The organism is Mesorhizobium sp. M0184, assembly GCF_040322215.1.
GTDB lineage: Bacteria > Pseudomonadota > Alphaproteobacteria > Rhizobiales > Rhizobiaceae > Mesorhizobium.
Genome location: NZ_JAMYSZ010000019.1, coordinates 44836 through 65396, shown reverse-complemented (window position 1 = coordinate 65396; position 20561 = coordinate 44836). Strand labels below are relative to the sequence as shown.

Below are 20561 nucleotides of genomic sequence, written 5' to 3'. Positions count from 1 at the left end.
ACCGTCCGCCATAGCTCCGTGTTGGTCAAACGACCAATAACGAAACTAGTACAAGGATCGGGAGGAATACCCATGAAAGTGACAATCCTGGGAAACTGTCCGCCCCATGCCTACAAGGGATTGATGCAAGGCTCAGACCGAGAAGCTGCAATCAAGGCGGTTTTGGAAAGCGTTGATGGCAAGGTATCCGGTATGATGTTTACTCGCGGCGCCTATGATATTGTCATCAATGCTGAGGTTCCGGACCAGGCCGATGGGATGGACCTAGCACTGGCGGTCCGGGCAAGCGGCTGGATAAACGACCTGGTTGTCCTCGAAGAACTCGACATGAAGGCGGCGCTCGCAGCTGCCAAAAAGGCTGCCGGCGTTTACAAGCTCGCCGGATGATTGGACTGGCTGTACATTGAAGGCAGCACGGTTCCGATTGAACGCGCCGTGCTGCCAAGTCTCAAGGAAGACACGCTGGGGTTTCGGAAAGCCGAAGCAGGCGCGGCATTGGTTCTGCTTCGATACCGCGCCGACAGCGAACGCGCCCGGCTCAGGGGTCAGAAACGGAGGTCATGCCGAGTTAATTTTGGAATGTACACCCTAGAAGGTGCGCTTGACGGATCGGCGAGGTCCGGTTTTGTAGAGGTTTCTTGTCGGAGCGCTTCTTTATCTAATCGGAGCGCGACAAGACAATCGAGATCACATTGTCAGTATCTGTTTCAGGTAGCTCGAACAGCATTGGCAAAAATTGGCCGCTCGGGCGGCGTTCTCATGATCACCGTCCCTAAGCGAGCTCGGACTTTACGACTTTCCAGGATACCTATGGTCCTGACGCAGCGGGTGGAGCTAGCCGTCACTTCCCTACACCCTGTGCGCCGCCACCAATCTCGCGTAGAAGGGCCCTGGCCGAACCCGGCCCTGCGACGCGAGAACTCCATGCGAATAGTGTTGCCCGTCCTGTTGCTCGGCGCCGCCCTCGCCAGCCTGTCGCCCGCCCGGGCAGCGGCCGGCGATTGCGGCGATGCCGCCGCGCTGGTGCAGCAGGCCTATCCCGAGGCCCGAAAGAGCGCCGATGGCGCCTCATTCACGCTTGCACCCCACACCAGCATCGCCTCAACGCTCCCGGAGAGCGATGCGCCATTCGGCCTGGCCTGCAAGATCTGGCCGGCTCATGACGACCTGCTTTTGGTCGCGGTACCGCTGATCGACAGCGCCAACAGCGACCACCTGCATGTCGGCGACATCGAGCTACTGGTCGTCGATAGAAAGAGCCTGCGGGTGCGCCAGCGCCTGCTCCAGCCTGGACTGATGACCGATGATGCCATCCCCATCCGCATGGTCGAATTCGACACCCGCCGTTATGCACTGGCCCCTGAGGTCACCGCCTTCGGCCTGCGCATCGAAATGGCAAACCATTCGCAGGCCACTCCCTTCACTGAAACCGACCTGCGGCTCTACGCCCTTGCCGACGATGCGCTTCGCTTGGTGCTCGACGGTCTCGTGGTGGCCGGCCATGGCGGCGATAGCGATGCCAGTTGCGCCGGATCGTTTCATTCCAGCCAGGTCAGCCTGGCGATAAGTCCGGCGAGCCATCATGGCTATCACGATATCACCGCGGTTGAGCGGTCGAATACCGATAATCCCTCCCCCGACCAGAATGGCGAATGCCAGTCCCATCCTGGCAAGCCTGTGAAGCGTACCTATCGGCTGCGCTATGACGGCAGCCGCTATGCGGTTCCCGCGGCACTCAAGGTGATGGGGTTGTGAGGCGGTCGCACACGTCCCTGCCTTGGTTCGTCAATGTCATCAATTCCAGTTGAACGGGTATCGACCGTTAATTCTCTCGTGCTAGGAGGCGCTCAAGGGGGCTCTTCTCAAAGGAGCTGATGATTTGTGGTGGTCAAGATTCAAAAGGGGTTTTGCCGGAACGTGGGACGACAGACTTGACGGGCTATTCTCCGCAAAGGTCGACTACACCGGAAAATCCATTCTCGATGTTGGCTGCAATATGGGTGTTGTCGCCTATGAGATATCCAAGCTGAAACCCAGTTCGATCCATGGGATCGACATTGCCAAGCCGCATATCGAGACTGCAAAGATGTTGTTGAGCGGCTCTCCGGTACATGCCAAGTTCGATCGCCTGAATCTTGGCAGCCGGCGCCTCGGCAATATCCTTCTACCCAAATACGACATCGTCCTGCTGCTGGCCGTCTATCAGCACATGCAGCGCAACATCGGCCCAGGCAAGGCGCGAAGGGTGCTTTCCAATATTGTGAGGCGCACGTCAAACGTCGTTGCCCGCGTTCCGCCTGGAACGGATGCCGAATTCATTGAAACGCTCTCTGACGAGGGTTTCCAGGTCAAGAGCACTCACACATCGCCTCTTGGTAGTCATGTGCTGGTGCTTGAGAAACCTGCCTTCGGAAATCCGCAGCCGTAAGATTTCGCATCGCCAGTGGGAATCTGCCCCACTAACATCCCATGTGTCAGCAGCGGCGCCGACCCGCTGCTGGCTGCAACTCGGCCCGGAGCGCCCATTCGCCGGGAGAAGCATCTCGCGGCTGCGGTGTTCTCTGCCACTGCCTTAACAGACTGGATGCGCCCGTTGGCGTAGGTGACGAATACCAATTTGGCCGCCACGGCGAGAGCACTGGCCGTCCCGCCTGCGGTCAGCGCGCCGCCGGTGTCGAAATTCAGCCATGTGCGCTATCAGCTCGCAGGCGCCCGTCCAGCGCTCTGGCTCAGGGCGCCGGGCGAGTGAACAGGGTTCGGAATAGCTCCTCAGCACGCCGCAGTCCTTCATCTGTCAGAACCACTGACTTCGCCTTGTTTGCCGGATTCGCGATCAGCCCCTTCTCGTGCAAGCGATCCAGAGCATTCCAATCCAACCCCTTCCAGGCGCGCCTCTCTTCATGCAGCGTCAGCCAAAGCAGGCCCATAACGGCGTCGTCGATCTTGTCGGTGTCGATCTCCATGCAAGCAGTTTAACACGCGAAAGCGCCGCTGCACGATCCACACCGGATGGTTGCTCCCTGCCACGAGCGTTCGCCTGAAAACAAGTGCCTCACTCAGGCGTCGCATCCGCGACGGCGTCATTGGGGGGCGACGAGCCGGGAACGGGATTGGAGTTCATCATGATGCCTAAGCGGCCGTAGCAGCGTTGCCGCTGGCAATGAAATGCGGATTGGCGAAATCCTCGTCGTCGCTCTGGTTGCGCTGCAGGCGAGCGGCTGACCGTCCAGCGTACGCGTCATGCCGCCGGCAGCGCGCAGTACCACGTCACCCGCCGCAGGGTCCTCCATAGTGCGGCCGAAGCGCGGATACGTTTTGCGGGACGCTTTCTTTTCCGACCCGCTCTCCGACCGCAGAAGTCTCAACCTTGCCAGAGGTGAATTTTTGACCCCTGAGCGGTTAATCGCGGAGCGCATTCCGGGCCACAACCGACTTTGCGACATCCCTTCACTGATTCACTGCCCGTCCAGCGCCAGAATGCGAAATCCGCTGTGAGGGTCGGGGCTTCGCAACAACCGCTCAAGGTCGTTCCGAATTGCAGGGCTGACGTGTTTTCATCGAGCCAAGACTGACTCTGGTACCTTGCCGGGAATGAGCTATAGTTCACATACTAAGACGGCCGGGCGCTTGCACAATGGCTGGACTGGGTGAACAGATTGCGCGTCAGCAGCGCACCATGGGACCGCTCCTGGTGGCGGCAGTGGTCATCGGCCTTGTCGGTCTGCCCGTCGCAGCCTGGCTCGACCTCCGAGACCTGTCGGAACGGATGCTGCGCAGGCAAGCCAGCGAAATCAGCCGCATCATCGACGAAATGCGCGGATTCTACGGCAGCGACGTCGTGGGACGCGTGCTGCAAGCTAACGGCGCCGTGACTGCGACGCACAACTACCGGGACGTCCCAGGCGCGATCCCTATTCCAGCAACCCTCTCGATCGAACTCGGCAAGCGCATCAGCGCTCACGACGGCTCGGTCAAATATCGGTTCGTCTCGGATCTGCCTTTCAAAGGTCGCGCGCCCCACCAGCTCGATGCGTTCGAGCGGAATGCAATCTTGGCTTTGCGCGCCAACCCGAAGGAGCCGATCATCGAGGTCTCGGGCTCACTGTTTGACCGGCAGGTCCGCGCCGCGGCCCCTGTTGTAATGGGACAAGTCTGCGTGACCTGCCATAACTCACACCCGGACAGCCCCAAGACGGACTGGAAGGTAGGGGATGTCCGAGGGATCCAGGAGATATCAGTCAATCAGCCTATCGCTGCGAACGTGCTGACCTTCAAGTATCTGCTCCTATATTTCGGTTTCGCGGCGGCGGCGGGCCTGACGTTCATTCTCCTGCAGCGTCGGCAGTCCGCGTTGATTCAGGGCATCAACAAGGAGCTTTCGGAGGCAAACGACTTCCTGGCCGCGATTTCATTGAAGATCGCCAAATACCTTTCGCCTCAAATTTACAAAAGCATCTTCAGCGGCCAGAAGGACGTCACCATCGCGACCGAGCGCAAGAAGCTCACGATCTTTTTCTCCGACGTCAAGGATTTCACCGCGATCGTGGAACGGCTCCAGCCTGAGGACCTGACGCTTCTCCTCAACGAGTACTTCACCGAGATGTCGACGATCGCGCTCAAACACGGCGGCACCGTCGACAAGTTCATCGGCGACGCGCTTCTTGTGTTCTTCGGAGACCCCGAGACGCAAGGCGTCGAGGAAGACGCGAGAGCCTGCTTGCGCATGGCTGTCGACATGCAGCGTCGGCTGGAGCAGTTGAACAGGGTGTGGCATGACCGCGGAGTTGAACGGCCCTTCCGAGCTCGCATGGGCATCAACACGGGCTATTGCAATGTTGGGAACTTCGGTTCCGACGATCGGATGGACTACACGATCATTGGAGCCGAGGCGAACTTGGCGGCCCGGCTGCAGTCGATTGCCGAGCCCGGCGGCATCTGCCTCAGCTATGAGACTTACGCGCTCGTGCGCGACCTTGTCCGGGCGCGTCCATTAGCACCGATTGCCATGAAGGGGATCAGCCGGGAGGTTGTCCCCTACGAAGTCGAGGGCCTCCTGGGTGAACTCGCCCAGCGCCCTCAGGTCATCAGCGAGCATGCGACTGGTCTCGACTTGTTCCTCGATGTTGAGGCAATCGACGAGAACGGGGTGGAGCGGGCGAAGAAACGACTTTCGGAGGCGCTCCTGGCCTTAACCATCCGAAGCAAGCCCGCCGCATTTTAGGCTCTTGAACGTGATCCAATCTGGACCGTGGCCAGCCAAGTAAAGTCCGGTTCAACACCGTTCAGCCGCGCCGGGTCCCGGCCAGGAGTTCGCGCGCATCATCCTCGTTGGTCATCAGCGCCGTCAGGGCCGAGGCGTCGATGAACATCAGTCATTCTCGTACAGGCTGTCGCGAAACGCCTTGTCGGCGGGCCTGCCGTGATCAGGCTTGCCCCGGGCTCGCAGATCACGGCAGAACCTGACGCCGATCTCTACGAGGGACGGTCTAGCCTGTTCGCGCTCAAGCTCATGCTTGAGCGCGGCATGGACGGCCTCTGTCAGACCAGTCCTTTTAAGTGCGGCGACCCGGCGGGCCAGTGCGTCGGTCTCGGGATTTTTGATGTGGAACGCCATGACTCGCTCGTATAGCCGTTCAAGTGCATCGGTATATAGCACACCGTGTGAAGGTCCGGGGAGCGTCGACCGGAAGGGTCACCAACGGAATCGGCCACGCCAACCGACCGAGTTGGCGGCTGCGCCTCGCTTGCCGCAGGCTGGATAGGGACCGAACCCTGTTGTTTACAGACCCCGAGCATATCTGATCGGTAAGCGGCGTTCCGGATACCTTTCGGGAGTGGCCGCGATCTGTGAGGTTGCCGATCCTGTATTGGGATTGGAGATCGGCTTGGGTCTGGACTTGACCGGTGCTCGACGAGCCGCTGGCTGAGATCACCGGTCTGCTCGATATCACGGTCGATGCCATGACGGGGCGAATCTCCTGCTGCTCCGCTGACTCGACGTTATATCAGGGGGCGCTAATTATCGGTCCTCGGGTCAAAAACCTTAGAAGGCCGACATGCTGAAACCATCGTGGAACAACGCTCGAGGAAACCGACTTCTATCTCTTTTTCGCAGCTATGCTGATCGTATCACAACGCGGCGGGTCACACGCAAACTTGATTCGTACGGAGATTGGCTGAGAGCCCTCACCCTGACACTCCTCCCGACGAGGAAGGCTCATCACTGCAATGCCTGCGATCGCGGTGTGGCGGCTTTTTACCGTTTCGGGCGATACACGCTTATTTGCCCGCTTTGTCATGCCCTGGATCGTGAGCGGTTTTTGATTTGTGCTCTAGACCGTAAGCTTCTCGGGCTTCCGGCGGGACCGCTTAGAATTCTCCAGATTGCGCCGAGCGAGAAGGGGCTTTCAAAGAGACTATCTCAGGCGGGCAACCTCATTAAAGGCGATATCGAGCCCGGACGGTACGGCCCCGATACCGTGCAGGTTGACCTAATGAACATGAACGGCATCAGCGATCTCGATATTGTCGTCTTGTGTCATGTCATGGAGCACGTACCTGACGATCGGCATGTTTTTCGGCAAGTTTGGTCATCCCTTAAGCCTCGAGGACAGGTCTGGATCCAAGTACCGCTTATCTATCGTCAAACGCTCGAAGCGACGCCATCCATGTCACGGAGCGAGCGCGACGAACGCTTCGGCGGATCAGATCACCTGCGAGCCTACGGTCCCGACATCAAGGAGCGTATCGAGGACGTGGGTTTTACGGTTGCTCGAATACATTCAGACCGTATACCTGCCGCCGATCGCGAGCGTCTTGGGCTTCTCCCCGATACTCTCTTTATCGCCGAACGGCCCGAGCAACACAATTCGGATTGAGAGCGCGAAGTTCCCGACGCCATCCTTGGTGGCGATCATCGCTACTGTGGGCAAGCGCATCGCGGATCGCGTCACGCTGCACATTCCGACAGCCAATTTCCCTATTCGATCGTCGATCCGAGAAGCTCTGATCGCGGCCAGCAGTTAATGTCACACCTGCGCTTTCACACCGGTCTGGAACTGCGCTTACCGGAGGGATAGGTCGTGCATCCGAAGAACGCCGGTCAGGTCTGACGCGGTCCTTTGGTATGCCCAACCAAGGTCTGTGGGGATTGAGCAGCCTTGCCGCTGGCGATAAAATGCGGATTGGCGAAATCCTCGTCATCGCTCTGGTTGCGCTTGCCGTAAGCGAGCGGCTCGCCATCCAGCGTGCGCGTCATGCCGCCGGCAGCGCGTAGCACCGCATCGCCCGCGGCCGTATCCCACTCCATGGTGCGGCCGAAGCGCGGATACACGTCCGCCTCGGCGCCGGCGACGAGGCAGAATTTCAGCGACGAGCCGACCGAGACGATCTCGGCGGCGCCAAGCGCGCGGATATAGGCGTCGGTTTCCGGCGTGTTGTGGGAGCGGCTGGCAACGACGGTCAGCGGCACCATACCGGCCCTTGCCGAAATCGACTGGCGATCGACGATCTCGTAGTCGTCATTGATCTCGATCGTTTCCGCTTTGCCCGGCCGGCCGGAAAAGAAGCGGCCGGTGCAAGGCGCGAAGACGACGCCAATCTCAGGCACGCCATGGCGAACCAGCGCGATGTTGACAGTGAAATCGGTCCGCCGGTTGACGAACTCCTTGGTGCCGTCGAGCGGATCGATCAGGAAAAAGGCGTCGCCGAGATCCGGCGCCATGATGCCGGCAGAGGCTTCCTCCTCAGCCACGCATGGAATCTCTGGAAAGGCGGCGCGTAGCCCGGCAAGGATGATCTTCTCGCTCTCGCGATCCGCCTCCGTCACTGGCGAACTGTCCGACTTTTGGTCGACCGCACAGCCGACACGAAAGACACGCATCACCTCGCGCCCTGCCGCCAAGGCAAGGTGCTCGAAGACGGCGAGCATCGCTTCGTCGTCAGATACCGCCGCCGCTATCATATTGGTCTTCGGCAATGTCCCGCTCGTTCAGCCAGTGTTCCAGGGCCTCTACCATCTCCTCGGCCGATCTGCCGAGGGTCTTGAGATGGATTTCGGGCTTTTCCGGCACCTCATACGGTGAATCGACGCCGGTGAAATTCTTGATCTCGCCGTTCAATGCCCGCGCATAAAGCCCCTTCGGATCGCGCCTGGCGCATTCCTCGAACGGGGTGTCGACAAACACCTCGACGAATTCGCCGTCGGCCATCAATTCGCGCGCCACGCGCCGCTCGGCGCTGAACGGCGAAATGAACGACACGATAACGATCAGCCCGGCGTCGGCCATCAGACGCGCCACTTCGGCGACGCGGCGAATGTTTTCGACACGATCGGCGTCGGTGAAACCGAGATCGCGGTTGAGGCCGTGACGGACGTTGTCGCCATCCAGAATGTACGTATGGCGCCCAGTGGCGAACAGCTTCTTTTCGAACAGATTGGCGATCGTCGACTTGCCCGAGCCCGAAAGCCCGGTGAACCAGAACACCGCCGGCCGCTGGTTTTTCATATCGGCGCGGGCGCGTTTGCCGACATCGAGCGACTGCCAGTGAATGTTTTCGGCGCGGCGCAGCGAATGCAGGATCATGCCGGCGCCGACCGTGGCGTTGGTGATGCGGTCGATCAGGATGAAGGCGCCGGTGGTGCGGTTTTCGGCAAACGGATCGAAGGCGATCGGCGACCGCGTCGAGATGTTGCAGATGCCGACTTCGTTCATTTCAAGCGACTTGGCCGCCTCATGGGCAAAGTCGTTGACGTTGACACGGTATTTCAGGTCGGTGACGGTGGCGCTGGTCTGGTCGGTCTCGGTGCGCAGGATGTAGGAGCGGCCAGGCAGCAGCGCATGTTCGTCGAACCACACGATATTGGCGGCGAACTGGTCGGCGACCTGCGGCCGCGCCGCCGGCGATACCAGCATATTGCCGCGCGAGACTTCCACCTCGTCGTCGAGGACAAGCGTGATGGCCTGGCCGGCAATAGCCTGCTGAAGATCGCCGCCATGCGAAACGATGCGCCTGACGTGCGAGGATTTGCCGGATTTGGCGACGACTACCTCGTCGCCCGGCGCAACCGAGCCGGAGGCGATGGTGCCGGCGAAACCGCGAAAATCGAGATTGGGCCGATTCACATATTGGACCGGAAACCGGAATGGCAGTTCGACCGCGGCCTCGTCGACCGAGACGGTTTCGAGATGTTCGATCAGCGTCGGGCCGGAATACCAGTCCGTCCTATCGGAACGGCCGGTAACGTTGTCGCCATAGCGGGCCGACATCGGAATGGGCACGATTGTCTGGAAGCCGAGCTCACGTGAGAATTGCGCGTAATCCGCGACGATCTTTTTAAAAACCGCCTCGTCGAAGCCGACAAGATCGATCTTGTTGACGGCGAGCACAATGTGGCGGATGCCAAGCAGCGAGGCAATGATCGAATGCCGCCTGGTCTGACGCAGCACGCCCTGGCGGGCATCGATCAGTACGATGGCGAGATCCGCCGTCGATGCACCTGTCGCCATGTTACGCGTGTATTGTTCGTGGCCGGGCGTGTCGGCGACGATGAACTTGCGCTTTGGCGTGGCGAAGAAGCGATAGGCGACGTCGATGGTGATGCCTTGCTCGCGCTCGGCCTCGAGGCCGTCGACCAGCAGCGCGAAGTCGACGTCGTCGCCGGTGGTGCCGTGCTTGCGCGAATCGCGCTCGAGCGTGGCCAGCTGGTCCTCGAAAATCTGCTTGGTGTCGGAAAGCAGGCGCCCGATCAGCGTCGACTTGCCGTCGTCGACCGAGCCGCAGGTCAGGAAGCGCAGCAGCGACTTTCGTTCCTGCGCCGCCAGATAGTCGCGGACACTGTCGGTCGGGGCGAGGCTCTTGGCCATGATATGGTGCATGCTCAGAAATACCCCTCGCGCTTCTTCTTTTCCATCGAGCCGGCTTCGTCGCGGTCGATCAGGCGACCTTGCCGCTCGGAAGTGCGCGCCGTGAGCATTTCGCCGACTATCGCCTCCAGAGTGTCGGCGTCCGAGTCGATCGCGCCGGTCAGCGGATAGCAGCCGAGCGTGCGGAACCGCACCATCCGGTTCTCCACTGTTTCGCCGGGCCGCAGCTGCATGCGCTCATCATCCCTCAGGATGAGCATGCCGTCGCGCTCGACGACCGGCCGCTCCTTGGCCAGATACAGCGGCACGATCGGGATGTCTTCCTGGAGAATGTACTGCCAGATGTCGAGCTCGGTCCAGTTCGACAACGGGAACACCCTGATCGATTCACCAGCAGCGATGCGGGTGTTGAAAATCTTCCACATCTCCGGCCGCTGGTTCTTCGGATCCCAGACATGCTGGGCGTTGCGGAACGAGAAGATGCGCTCCTTGGCGCGCGACTTCTCCTCGTCGCGCCGCGCGCCGCCAAAGGCAGCGTCAAACCCGTATTTGTCGAGCGCCTGCCGCAGCGCAACCGTCTTCATCACATGCGTGTGGGTGTTTGAGCCGTGGTCGAACGGATTGATGTTGTCGCGCACGCCGTCTTCGTTGACATGGACCAGGAGGTCGAAACCGAGCTTTTGCTGCATCTGGTCGCGAAAGGCGATCATCTCGCGGAACTTCCAGGTCGTGTCGACATGGAGAAAGGGAAAGGGCGGCTTGGCCGGATAGAACGCCTTCATCGCCAGGTGCATGAGCACGGACGAATCCTTGCCGACCGAATAGAGCATCACCGGCTTGGCGAAAGCCGCGGCCACCTCGCGAAAAATATGGATGGATTCGGCCTCAAGCCGCTGAAGGTGCGTAAGTGCGATGTTCATGGACTGCGAACGTTCTTTCGTACCGACCCACGGAAGGGCCTGCATCGGGGGCGACCTTCAGCCGCCCGATTCAAACTGCACTTCCGGACAATCTATTCTCGCGGGCGTTCTAGCAGATCGTTCCTGCTCAGAACAATGCAAGACAAGCCTGCGGCTGAATGGTTCGGGAATGAATTTTCCATACAGCCGGCATAATCGGGAAATTTCTGCTCAGCGACTAGTTGCGCTTGGATGGGGCAGGAAAATATTGCCTGGGCTTAGGAAGCTGAGAGCAGGAGCCGGCAGTCAGGGCGCTTGCCTGACAGTCGTCCGCCTCACTCAGCCGACGACCAGCCGTGCCGACGAGGTCGCTAAGACGACGTTCCGATGGGAACAAGTAGCTTGTCACCGTTGTGGTCGATCTCGATCATCTCGCTCTTGCGACTCAAGCGTTCCGCAAATCCTTTGTGGAAGATGATAGCGTTCATATAAGCAAAGGTCATGGCCAGCGCCTCGGTCCGCAGCGGATAGTCGACGAGGGAATGAATGAGAAGAAACGATACCGAGAGGAATGCCGCCTTCTGAAGTGGGTCACGGCGAATCCTGGCCAATGCAATCAAAAGCAATACGAAATAACCTGTCATTAGCAGGATAGCAGGAACCCCACCTTCGAAGGCTAATTCAAGATAGTCGTTGTGAGCATGATTCACGTATTGCTTGAAGATCATGCCCTCCCTTTCATATATCTGATAGGCTTTCTGGAAATTTCCGAATCCAACGCCTGTCGCCCAATTGTCCTTGATGCCCTCGATTGTGGTTCGCGCAAACTCTACTCGCCCAAAAGCGGGATCGAGCACCTGTGCGTCCAGCTTGGTCCAGGCGCTCATTGTGTAGACCGAAAGCCCGATAAAAATCAGGAGAACACTGAGTCCACTCACCCTCGAACGGGCTGAGAGAAAGACCACGGATAACACGGTGATCGCCAACCCAATCAGAACACCGGCGCGGGAACCGGCGGCCAAAAGAAGCAGCAAAAGCGCGATCAGGCCGAAGGATCCAGCCAAGAGATGTCCACGGAACAGACCGTAATAGACGACGAAGGGGATAGACACAAAAAGCAACGCCGAAAAATGATTCACGTTGGCGAAAAGCCCGGCATTGATCGTAAAAGGCAACAGCCCGACAATAGCGACATCGTCGGAGAGCGAATATTGAATTGCTCCCGCCAAACCGTTGCAGATAACGCCCATGAAGAAAAACGGCAGGAGCGCGCTGACCTGCTCGGCACGCAAACGCAATACGGCCAAAAAAAACGCGGTCGCGGCCAAAAGGTAAAGCAGACATTCGACCGTGCGGCCGAGCCCAACGCTGATGAAGCGAAAACGGCTTTCTCCAACCCAGGGATCACCAAACAGCAGCTCCGGCCGAAACCCGTTGAAGGTGCCCGCCGGCAGCGGGAGGATTTGGAGAACCGACAACGCCACGGCGAAGATCAGCAGCCACAAGACAGAACGGGGGCTTCGTTGGCCAGAGGTTCGCGAGAATATGGCCGCCGCCGAGACAATTGCCGCGACCTCAATCAGAGTGTCCGTGTAAAGGCCGCTGGCCGTACCACCGCCGATCAGCAGCGATACAACCAAGACCAAGCCGAGGAGATATTTGTCCCATTCCGACGGCCGGTGGTTCAAGACGGATTTCTCTCGATGCTCAATTTGTGCATTACTAGCGTTCCGACATATCGAAATCGCCAGCTCTCGGCAATGGCGGCAGTCCGCAGCGTCAATACTTGGATGGGGCAGTCAGTCGGCCCAACCGGAAAATCCAGACTCAGCCTTTGACGGTTGTATGTGCCCTCCGGAATGTTGAACCGTGCGATCTCACCGGCCGGCCCCAGACATCTGATCGACCAGAACAACTCCTTTGGAAGCTTCAGGTTGCGTGCAGAGGCGAACAGCGAAATCCTATAGGAGCCTGGGGGCAGCGCGACGTACTGCTGAAGGGCTGTGTTCTTGACCGGTGTGTTCAAAAACCGGACCGTCGCACCACTCTCGCCTTCCACCGCATCCTGGGATGTCGCAAATGTAATTTCCAGGCCCGATTGATCGCGAGTCTGCCAATCGAACGGTTTGCCGCCGGCGACCGGCTCAAACGTGCCGTTGAAAATATATCCAACCAGCTTCCGCTCTTGATCGGACAGGCTGAAAAGAAATAGCCGATATGCCGTTCCATATTCCCTCTGGCGAAAATAGCCGTTGATGACGGCACTGAGTTCGCCTGAATTTGGTGGCGCGTTTGATCCGGTCAAGTCGAGCAGCAGCCGATTTGCGAAATCGAGCCCCTCGGAGGTTTTGCTAAGGGTGTAGATCAGACTGACCCTCCAGGGCGCCTCCGCCTTGATGGCCGTCAGCACGGCTTGGTATCCATCGGGATCTGAGAGGATTTTCGGTAGGCCATCGGAGATCGCCGGAAATTGGTCTGGCCATCGCCGCAGCAATGTGTCGATCTCGCCGACAGCCCTTGACAGATCACCTGTCTCGGTCGAGTGGCCGATAGACCTCTGGAGCGCATGGATTTCCGTCTTGGACAATCCTAGGGCCTGGTCGAAAAGCTTATAGGCTTCGTCTTTCTCGCCTTGCCGGTATTTGATCTCACCGATCAGGCTGTAGAGACGTGCGTCGGCCAGATTGAAACGAAGCGCATCCTTGGCCCTGGCAAGCAAGGCCTCAAGGTCCGGAGCGTTATTCGTGTCGTTCAGATCGCTGGTGATCTCGCTTATCAGCGCATCGACGTTCAGCGGATCGAGCGCGAGAGAAACGGCTGGCGTTTCCGTTTCAAGAAATCGACTTAGCCCGATCGAGGAAGCCACCAACACGAGAACGGACGCGACGAACCAGACGACTGAATGCCGGAGACTTTGCATAGGCGCGCTGGCTTGCTCCATCATCGACTTTGCCCTCAATCTTCGGAGTACTCGTGTCCGTGCCGTAGTTGTAGTACTGATAATTCATATATTTGTAGGCGTAGTTGTAATCGAATTTGTTCACCGCAAACTTTGACATAGCGGCTCCGACCAGGTTCGCGCCGGCGGCTCGCAGGCGCTTCAGCGCGGTCTTGGCCGACTTACGCGTCACCTGATTTGTAGAGATGACCATCAATGTGCCCTCAGCGAGCCGGCTGAGAATGGGAGCATCCGAAAGACCAACGATCGGCGGAGCGTCGATGATGACAACATCGAAGCGCTTGCCAAGATTGGTTATGATCAGGGCCATCTTCGGGGAAGAGAGCAGATCCGCGGGGTTCGGCGGAATCGTTCCAGAAGTCAGAACGGTCACGTTGGGATATTTGGTCGCCCTAAAAATGCTAGCGAGATCCTCCTTGCGAACGGTGTTTGTCAGCAGATTGCTGAGCCCGATCGTGTTGTCCAGACCAAACAGGCGATGAAGGTTCGGCTTCCGGAGATCGCCGTCGACAATGAGTACTCTTGCGCCAAGTGCTGCAAAATCCTGGCCGAGTTTGAACGACGTGGTCGACTTGCCTTCCGAAGGCTCCGAACTCGTGACGACCAGCGATCGTGGCGCGCCTTCCGCCCCGGAAAATTGCAACGATGTCCGAAGCGAGCGGTAGGCCTCGGACAAGCCGGACTTCTGATCGGCGATAGCGCTTACGAGTTCCCGGTCATCGACGAGCGGCAAGATGCCGAGCATTGCCAATCCCAGCTCTTTTTCAACCTGCTCGGGATTGGTAAAGGTGTTGTTCAACAGCTCGATGACATAGATGACGGATGCGCTCATAGCCAGGAAAAGAGCCAGTGCGATCGCGACGTTGATGCTCAGGCGCGGCGAATATGGGCTATTCGGCTGGGTGGCAAAGTCCACGATTGCGGCGCTTTGCGTCTTGAGTTCGGAGCTAACACCAACCTCGTTCAGCTTGGCGATGAGGCTGTCGTATTGCGACCGGTTTGAATCTACTTCGCGCTTAAGGATGGTGTACTTGATGTTCTTATCGTTGAAGACAACCTGCTGCTTTTCCATTTCGGCAAGTTTGCTCTTAAGATCGGCTTCCTTGTTCTGTGCCTCCTGGTACTTCAACCGTAAAGAATCCGTAATGGCCAGGACGCCATTGGTATAGAGCCGCTGCAACTCCTTAATCTGCGACTGGAGCTGCTGCATTTCCGGAAAGCCGGGCTTGAGAATGCCCAACTTCTGCTGATACTGGCTCGTCAAGTCCGCGAGCTTATCGCTCAGCTTCTGCAGTCCTTCGCTTTCCAGCACGGGAGCGAGGCTCGACCCGCGGCCTTTATCAATCTGGTCCACGACCCGCCCGGAATCGAGGCGGTCCTGGATCGCGGTCGCCAGAGCAGTGTTCAGCGCCTCAATGTTCGATCCTATCAGCGATTTATCGTCGCCAGTTATCGTTATGCCCGCATCCTTTGCATAAGCGACCAACTCCTCTTCGGATTTCTGGAGCTTTTGTTTTACTTGCAAAACCTGTTCCTGAATGAATTGCCGTGCCAGGTCCGAAGTCTCACTGGTTTGATCGAGGCGTTGATCAATAAAGCTTTGCGCAACCTGGTTGGCTACGTCGCTTGCATATTTCGGTTTCTGATCGACAAACGTGATCGATAGCAGACTCGTGTTCGGAACGACGTTGACGGTGAGATCTCTTAGAATGCGTCCGATCGCAATGGCTTCGCGTTGCTCCGGAGTTTTCTCCTGAACGGTGGGCGATTTGGAAATTCCAAACGCGCGATAGAAGATGTTTCCGAGGGAAAAATCCGGCGTAGGGAAGAGGAAATCTGGCTTTTCGCTAAGCCCAAGCTGGAAGGCAACGCGCTGGGCCAATGCACGGCTTTTGAGCTTTTCACGAGCCGTCAAGAAGGCCCGAACGTCCGCGTTTTCAGAAACCACTTCGATGTCCTGGAAGACCTTGGCCGAAGGGACCAGCACCTCCAATTGCGTGGTTGCCTGATATTTTGGCGTCTGCATCATGGTAATGATGACGCCGGCGACAAGCCCAGCTGCCGCCATCATGACGATCAGCCAGCGGTACTGGACAACGTAAAAGAGCAACTTTAGCGGGCTGAAGCCCTCATCCTGCTCCGAGTGGTCGCGACCATAGGGGCTATAGTTTTGCGCACCGTCGTAATAGACGTCCGCGGACAACGCCTGGCTATGTCCTGGGCCTGCAATTTGATGCTGTCTGTTACGATCGAGCATGGTGCGAGGTAATCCTAGGTTTGTCTGAATTCCGAAAAATCCAACCGCGATTTATAATCCTGGGATCACCGCAAGTCGGGCTGCACTTGAGGCGACACCGAGGGCATCCTTGAGATTGTTCATCGCAATTTTCGACTTCGAGGCGAAAACGACAATCTTGTCGCCACCATAGATGCGTGGATTGCGGCTCTTGCCACCACGAATCTCCTCGACGTTGTAATTAGCAACCAATGTGTTTGGCCCGATATTGCGATACACAAAGACCTTTTTTGCATCCCCAACGGTATTGAACCCTCCGGCAAGGGCGATCGCATCGATGAGAGAAGAATTGCTCGACACCGGATAAATACCGGCCCTGTTGACTTCCCCATCGACGGTTATGCGCTGTCCGATCGATTCCTTGACGAAAATCGTGACGTCAGGCGACTGCAGGTATTTGGCGCCGTAAGTGGTCTCGATCTCCTGCTCCAACTGACGGACGGTTTTCCCTGCCGCGGTAATGGTGCCAATAAGCGGAAGCGAAATCTGGCCAGCAGAGTCCACTTGAACCGTTCTATTCAAGTTGTCGACCTGAAACACGTTCACCTCGAGCACATCGTTCGGAGATAGAGGCTGCTCGCTGCCGTTCTGTGTATTTTGCGGCGCAGGCAGTTCCTTCACCACCCGCAGAGCGCCGCCACCTGAAAGTGGCGTGGACGATGATGTCAATTGCAGCGCATCAACGGACGAAGATGGTGTCGTCGACGAAGTGCTCGTGCATGCCGACATCGCGAGTGAAGCGAGAAGGACCAAAGCCGTGCCCATATGGCTTGCGAAACGGAAAATCCCCATCACGCTGTCCCGCCCTTGAACAAACGGGCAAATCCCCCAAACCGGCTGGCGTTGCCAGTGTTCTTCGGACGTGCTCTTCCGACCGGCTCGACGCGCCGGTTCGCCAGGATTTCGCCGGGACGTTTCAGCACCATATTGCGGGCCTCCTCTTCCCCGCATCGTTTGGCAGCAGCCGCAACCGCCTGCGAAAGCCCAGGCCGACGGCGCGTAGCGCTATGAGTGTCCGATGCGATGATATCCACCCTGCCCTCGTCAATCAGCTTTTCCGAATAATAAAGCGCCGTGCGTCCAAAAGCACCAATAATCGAGTCTGCGGTAAGCTGGATAAGGCAGCCCACTGCGTTCAACCTCTCGATAACGTCGTAATTCGTTTTGATCCAGGTCAAACGCTCGGGGTGAGTAAGAATCGGGATGAAACCGGCGTTTATGAGGCGCAGAACAAGATCCTCCATTCGTGGAGGTAGAACATGATGGGGCGGTTCGAACAGAAAATAGCGGGACCTGTTTAAAGTTGGCACACTGCCGGCGGCCAATCGATCCGGAAGATCCGGCGCTATGTGAACATCGGCACCGACGTAAAGAGCAAGTGGTATGGCGGCGCGGCGCAGCGCCTGATGCAACTCTTGAACCGCCCGGACGATGTTCGATGTTCCGTTATCGTATACGCCCGGCGTCACGTGCGGCGTGCATGCCATGTGGGTCGTTCCGTCGGCTGCCGCCAGTCGAGCCATTTCCAACGATTCGGCAAGACTGGGTGAGCCATCGTCAAGGCCGGGCAAGATATGGGAATGCAGATCGATCATCGACGTTTGTGACCGCAACGAAGCAACATGGCGACGTCATCGCAAAAAACCACAAACGCGTCACCCGCAGGGTAGCGGGTGACGCGTTTGTCGGCTTCATGCAATACGATGAATGCTAGGTCGCGGCTAGTGACTGACAGAATCGTCATCATGCAGACCGATGACCAGCGCCGCACCGCCGACAGCGGCGCTACCCAACCGAATTGGTGCGAGACCCGGTGTGTCCAGCGCTACGCGCATACCGCCTTCCATGGCCGCCTTCCAAGCGATCGACTTTGATGGTCGTCGGAATGTCGAGATCGCTATTCACACCGACACGCAGCAAAGCGAAAGATTGCGATTCGGTCACTGGGACGGACCAGCGCTCCAGCCTTCGCCCCGAGATATCCGCCGGCCTCAGACATCCGCATATCGCCTCGGCTTGAGCGACCTGACCAATACAGCAATATGCGCTCCAGACAATTCTGCTTCTGACAAAAGGTACGCAACAGAAGCCGCCACGCGCCTCTGCAGCCGTAGCCCTGTTTATGGCCAAACTCAGTCGCTGACCCCGTGGTCCTTGTCCGCCGTCGCAGCCAGAATACCGGCCCCAAGAGCCATGCCGCCAAAGATGAAGAGCGGCGTATTGTTATTGGTATTGGCATTGCCCGTTTGGGCGGTGTGCTCAGAACCCAGAACATTAAGGCAAATCTTGTTCTCAACACGGGAGATATCGAGGGTCGAATTGGCCGGCACGCTCAAATTGCAGCCACCGACATTAACCGAAGCCGATCCCTTGGCACCAACCACGACGCGGCTGCCGAAATCGAGCGCACCGCCCGCTTGCGCCGGGCCATAGCCAGCCACCTGGGAGACCATTACGTTGCCATTGACGTTCCCGATCGATCCAATCGGATTTACGCCGTTATAGGCGGTTGCACAGGTGCACGACCCGTCCTGCGCGAAAGACGACACCGGGGCGAAGCCGGCCAACACAACAACTCCGGCCAACGCACTTCTCACAACTAGGTTCATCCGCATCAATCCTTCTGTCCCACGTTACCTGAGGCCCACCCAACCGCTAAGGTACTCAAAAGCGCGTAACAGCTTTCTGCGCCAATTCCAACCCATTTCGCATATGCGAGATAATTTTTGGTTTCGGTGTGGTTGATAGAACACACCGTCAGAATATCGTAACGGGCCATCTTTACAGCCGGCTAATAGCGGGCTACCAGCGGACCGATCTGCCGCTACAGTCGCTCAGACACACTACACAAATCCTTGCAATCGACAATGTCGTGACATCGTCCGTCCAGCCTTCTTCCACTCGAGGCAAGAACTACGAGCCTGGCGCGCAAGACTTGTAGGTCGAGCCCGCCTGCGCGGGCTGCCCGCACAGAATGCCTGCCTCGACGAGCTTTGTAGCCAGATCCGTGCCGTCGGAGGTGAGGCACTGCACGACGACGGCGTCACGGAATTTCGGCGCGACATTGCCGTCGCACGGTGTCCCCAAGCCTACGGGTTTGCATGTCAATGCGAGTCCTTGATAGTCCCGGCGCATAGACTCGGTGACCATGACCTGCATTGACGGGGGCTTGGCAAATGCGACGCCGCACAGCACGATCTTGCGGCCGGCGACGCGCAGATCGTCGATCGATTGGACAGTAAGCTTGCCATCGAAGGATGTGAGAGCTGCCGCCGGCCTCGGCGCCTGCGCGCGAATATTCGTTCCCTTGTTGATGACGATGAACAGAAAGCCGCCCGCAAACAGCAACGCTATAAACCCAAGTGCTGCTACCTTCCCGATCGACAAAGGCCCTACTCCCCTTTCAATGATCAATGCGCGGCAGTTTTGGTCTTCTCGAACAAGGCTGCGAGTGCTGCCGCATAGTCCCGTCGGCGGGTCTGTGGCCGGCCTTGCAGCACGGCGACACTGTCGCGGACGAAGCGTTGGCGCTGCCCGGCTTCAAGGAGCCGCTCCGTCAGTGCTTACGCACGATCGGGTGCGAAGAAGAGCGATTCCGATGCCTGCTCGCGATGCAGTGGAATATCGGACAGCAACATCGGCGTGCCAACCGACTTCGCCTCCTCGACCGTGGTTGACCACCCCTCGAAGCCCCCCTCGAAGTGGGAAGGGTTTAGCCGCGACTTCGAAATGTGACGTGATGCCGTAGTGGCTCGTCAATGTTGGATGTCGTCCGCGTATGGTCAGTTCGACCTGTCGCCGCACGGGAAAGCCTCGGTCCCCGCATCGCGACTTCGATCCCGTAGTTCGGAGGACATGACTCGATCAAGGAATTTGTCGAAGCTCCCGGCTGGCGGCGAACACTGCAGGGTTTCCCCTATAAACCGTCCAAGCCGCTAAATTGCTAGTCGCAACACTACAAACTGTCAGAACCGCACCCTCGCCGACTGTCACCCCCGGCCCCACGACAGCTTTCGCCGCTATCCAAGCACCGGTGTCGATTTGTATTTTGCGCGTCCTCAGATCGAACGTCGGAGAATTCCAATCGTGGCTCCCTGTACACAGATAGGCGCCCTGTGACAGGCAACAGTTATCGCCTATGAAGACTGTAGCCAGATTGTCGATCCAAACCTCCTCACCAATCCAGGTATCGGCACCGATTGTGAGTCGCCAAGGAAATTTCACCCGCACACCCGGTTTAATAACAACACCATCCCCGATATTTGCACCGAACAGCCGCAAGAGAAACCGCCGGTGTGCGCTCCCCGGCAGCCAAGAACTCACGAACAGGGCAGACAGAAGCGTCCATAGCGCTTCGATCGGTAGGTTACGTCCACGCGCGAATTCTGCATTACGAAAATCCCGCAGGCGGATGGCCACGCGCTGAGCCGGCTGTGACGTTCGAGCCTCATTACCGACGGAAGAAGCCATGCCCTTTTTCACTCGATGTTTCCTAGATCATTCATTTATAAGATGCGACAATTCGCACCGTCGTCCTCGCA

Annotated in this window: 18 protein-coding genes and 1 pseudogene; 5 read left to right on the top strand and 14 right to left on the bottom strand. The window is 58.2% G+C overall.

Annotation, left to right across the window (positions count from 1 at the left end; translation table 11 throughout):
• Nucleotides 1-72: 72 nt before the first annotated feature.
• From NKJ23_RS22010 to NKJ23_RS22000, 3 genes are all read left to right on the top strand, one after another.
• The gene (locus NKJ23_RS22010; RefSeq protein ID WP_352682311.1) at nucleotides 73-387 is read left to right on the top strand and encodes a GYD domain-containing protein; all 315 of its coding nucleotides are present in this window, start codon (nucleotides 73-75) and stop codon (nucleotides 385-387) included.
• Between the two features lie 423 nt (nucleotides 388-810).
• Nucleotides 811-1755: a PA3715 family protein gene (locus NKJ23_RS22005; protein ID WP_352682309.1), complete on the top strand. Its 945-nt coding sequence runs from the start codon at nucleotides 811-813 to the stop codon at nucleotides 1753-1755.
• Nucleotides 1756-1879: 124 nt separating this feature from the next.
• Nucleotides 1880-2428: a class I SAM-dependent methyltransferase gene (locus tag NKJ23_RS22000; RefSeq protein WP_352682307.1), complete on the top strand. Its 549-nt coding sequence runs from the start codon at nucleotides 1880-1882 to the stop codon at nucleotides 2426-2428.
• Between the two features lie 301 nt (nucleotides 2429-2729).
• Here the strand turns inward: NKJ23_RS22000 and NKJ23_RS21995 are convergent, their stop codons facing one another.
• The gene (locus NKJ23_RS21995) at nucleotides 2730-2963 is read right to left on the bottom strand and encodes a DUF6429 family protein (protein ID WP_352508779.1); all 234 of its coding nucleotides are present in this window, start codon (nucleotides 2961-2963) and stop codon (nucleotides 2730-2732) included.
• A 166-nt stretch (nucleotides 2964-3129) separates the two neighbouring features.
• A pseudogene (locus NKJ23_RS21990) lies at nucleotides 3130-3311 on the bottom strand (3'(2'),5'-bisphosphate nucleotidase CysQ); the annotation flags it as partial.
• A gap of 323 nt (nucleotides 3312-3634) precedes the next feature.
• Between NKJ23_RS21990 and NKJ23_RS21985 the strand changes: the two are divergent.
• Entirely contained in the window at nucleotides 3635-5221 is a 1587-nt protein-coding gene (locus NKJ23_RS21985) for an adenylate/guanylate cyclase domain-containing protein (protein ID WP_352682305.1), read from the top strand.
• Between the two features lie 147 nt (nucleotides 5222-5368).
• On the opposite strand, the gene NKJ23_RS21980 is transcribed toward NKJ23_RS21985, so the two are convergent.
• A complete protein-coding gene (locus NKJ23_RS21980) occupies nucleotides 5369-5614 on the bottom strand; it encodes a type II toxin-antitoxin system VapB family antitoxin (protein WP_254820584.1) in 246 nt (81 codons plus the stop codon).
• A 442-nt stretch (nucleotides 5615-6056) separates the two neighbouring features.
• Between NKJ23_RS21980 and NKJ23_RS21975 the strand changes: the two genes are divergently transcribed.
• Nucleotides 6057-6878, top strand: a complete 822-nt coding sequence (locus tag NKJ23_RS21975) for a class I SAM-dependent methyltransferase (RefSeq protein WP_352682302.1) — start codon at nucleotides 6057-6059, stop codon at nucleotides 6876-6878.
• 224 nt (nucleotides 6879-7102) lie between these two features.
• On the opposite strand, the gene cysQ is transcribed toward NKJ23_RS21975, so the two are convergent.
• From cysQ to NKJ23_RS21920, 11 genes are all read right to left on the bottom strand, one after another.
• Nucleotides 7103-7930 (bottom strand): 3'(2'),5'-bisphosphate nucleotidase CysQ, encoded by an 828-nt coding sequence (gene cysQ / locus NKJ23_RS21970; protein ID WP_352682394.1) that lies wholly within the window; start codon nucleotides 7928-7930, stop codon nucleotides 7103-7105.
• Nucleotides 7931-7940: 10 nt separating this feature from the next.
• Nucleotides 7941-9878: a sulfate adenylyltransferase subunit CysN gene (gene cysN, locus NKJ23_RS21965; protein WP_352682300.1), complete on the bottom strand. Its 1938-nt coding sequence runs from the start codon at nucleotides 9876-9878 to the stop codon at nucleotides 7941-7943.
• 2 nt (nucleotides 9879-9880) lie between these two features.
• Entirely contained in the window at nucleotides 9881-10786 is a 906-nt protein-coding gene (cysD, locus tag NKJ23_RS21960) for a sulfate adenylyltransferase subunit CysD (protein ID WP_352478514.1), read from the bottom strand.
• A gap of 350 nt (nucleotides 10787-11136) precedes the next feature.
• Nucleotides 11137-12453, bottom strand: coding sequence for an O-antigen ligase family protein (locus NKJ23_RS21955; RefSeq protein WP_352682298.1), 1317 nt, complete (start codon nucleotides 12451-12453; stop codon nucleotides 11137-11139).
• On the bottom strand, nucleotides 12450-13709 hold the full coding sequence (locus tag NKJ23_RS21950) for a tetratricopeptide repeat protein (RefSeq protein ID WP_352682296.1): 1260 nt from the start codon (nucleotides 13707-13709) through the stop codon (nucleotides 12450-12452). Before NKJ23_RS21950 ends, NKJ23_RS21955 begins: the two co-directional genes overlap by 4 nt.
• The gene (locus NKJ23_RS21945) at nucleotides 13597-15981 is read right to left on the bottom strand and encodes a GumC family protein (protein WP_352682295.1); all 2385 of its coding nucleotides are present in this window, start codon (nucleotides 15979-15981) and stop codon (nucleotides 13597-13599) included. Before NKJ23_RS21945 ends, NKJ23_RS21950 begins: the two co-directional genes overlap by 113 nt.
• A 51-nt stretch (nucleotides 15982-16032) precedes the next feature.
• Nucleotides 16033-16812, bottom strand: a complete 780-nt coding sequence (locus NKJ23_RS21940; RefSeq protein ID WP_352682293.1) for a polysaccharide biosynthesis/export family protein — start codon at nucleotides 16810-16812, stop codon at nucleotides 16033-16035.
• Complete coding sequence (locus tag NKJ23_RS21935; protein WP_352682291.1) at nucleotides 16812-17615, bottom strand: tyrosine-protein phosphatase; 804 nt, start codon at nucleotides 17613-17615, stop codon at nucleotides 16812-16814. Before NKJ23_RS21935 ends, NKJ23_RS21940 begins: the two co-directional genes overlap by 1 nt.
• Before the next feature lie 537 nt (nucleotides 17616-18152).
• Nucleotides 18153-18629: a hypothetical protein gene (locus tag NKJ23_RS21930; protein WP_352682290.1), complete on the bottom strand. Its 477-nt coding sequence runs from the start codon at nucleotides 18627-18629 to the stop codon at nucleotides 18153-18155.
• A 304-nt stretch (nucleotides 18630-18933) separates the two neighbouring features.
• The gene (locus tag NKJ23_RS21925; RefSeq protein WP_352682289.1) at nucleotides 18934-19368 is read right to left on the bottom strand and encodes a hypothetical protein; all 435 of its coding nucleotides are present in this window, start codon (nucleotides 19366-19368) and stop codon (nucleotides 18934-18936) included.
• Nucleotides 19369-19884: 516 nt separating this feature from the next.
• Nucleotides 19885-20502 (bottom strand): WcaF family extracellular polysaccharide biosynthesis acetyltransferase, encoded by a 618-nt coding sequence (locus NKJ23_RS21920; RefSeq protein WP_352682287.1) that lies wholly within the window; start codon nucleotides 20500-20502, stop codon nucleotides 19885-19887.
• Between the last annotated feature and the right edge of the window lie 59 nt (nucleotides 20503-20561).

Bases quoted from the DNA above. Each gene is read 5' to 3' on its own strand.
- NKJ23_RS21930 (WP_352682290.1), bottom strand. From the start codon at position 18,629: ATGAACCTAGTTGTGAGAAGTGCGTTGGCCGGAGTTGTTGTGTTGGCC.
- NKJ23_RS21980 (WP_254820584.1), bottom strand. From the start codon at position 5,614: ATGGCGTTCCACATCAAAAATCCCGAGACCGACGCACTGGCCCGCCGG.
- cysN (WP_352682300.1), bottom strand. From the start codon at position 9,878: ATGCACCATATCATGGCCAAGAGCCTCGCCCCGACCGACAGTGTCCGC.
- NKJ23_RS22010 (WP_352682311.1), top strand. From the start codon at position 73: ATGAAAGTGACAATCCTGGGAAACTGTCCGCCCCATGCCTACAAGGGA.
- NKJ23_RS21945 (WP_352682295.1), bottom strand. From the start codon at position 15,981: ATGCTCGATCGTAACAGACAGCATCAAATTGCAGGCCCAGGACATAGC.
- NKJ23_RS21950 (WP_352682296.1), bottom strand. From the start codon at position 13,709: ATGATGGAGCAAGCCAGCGCGCCTATGCAAAGTCTCCGGCATTCAGTC.
- NKJ23_RS22005 (WP_352682309.1), top strand. From the start codon at position 811: ATGGTCCTGACGCAGCGGGTGGAGCTAGCCGTCACTTCCCTACACCCT.
- NKJ23_RS21940 (WP_352682293.1), bottom strand. From the start codon at position 16,812: ATGGGGATTTTCCGTTTCGCAAGCCATATGGGCACGGCTTTGGTCCTT.
- NKJ23_RS21995 (WP_352508779.1), bottom strand. From the start codon at position 2,963: ATGGAGATCGACACCGACAAGATCGACGACGCCGTTATGGGCCTGCTT.
- NKJ23_RS21935 (WP_352682291.1), bottom strand. From the start codon at position 17,615: ATGATCGATCTGCATTCCCATATCTTGCCCGGCCTTGACGATGGCTCA.
- cysD (WP_352478514.1), bottom strand. From the start codon at position 10,786: ATGAACATCGCACTTACGCACCTTCAGCGGCTTGAGGCCGAATCCATC.
- NKJ23_RS21985 (WP_352682305.1), top strand. From the start codon at position 3,635: ATGGCTGGACTGGGTGAACAGATTGCGCGTCAGCAGCGCACCATGGGA.
- NKJ23_RS21975 (WP_352682302.1), top strand. From the start codon at position 6,057: ATGCTGAAACCATCGTGGAACAACGCTCGAGGAAACCGACTTCTATCT.
- cysQ (WP_352682394.1), bottom strand. From the start codon at position 7,930: ATGCTCGCCGTCTTCGAGCACCTTGCCTTGGCGGCAGGGCGCGAGGTG.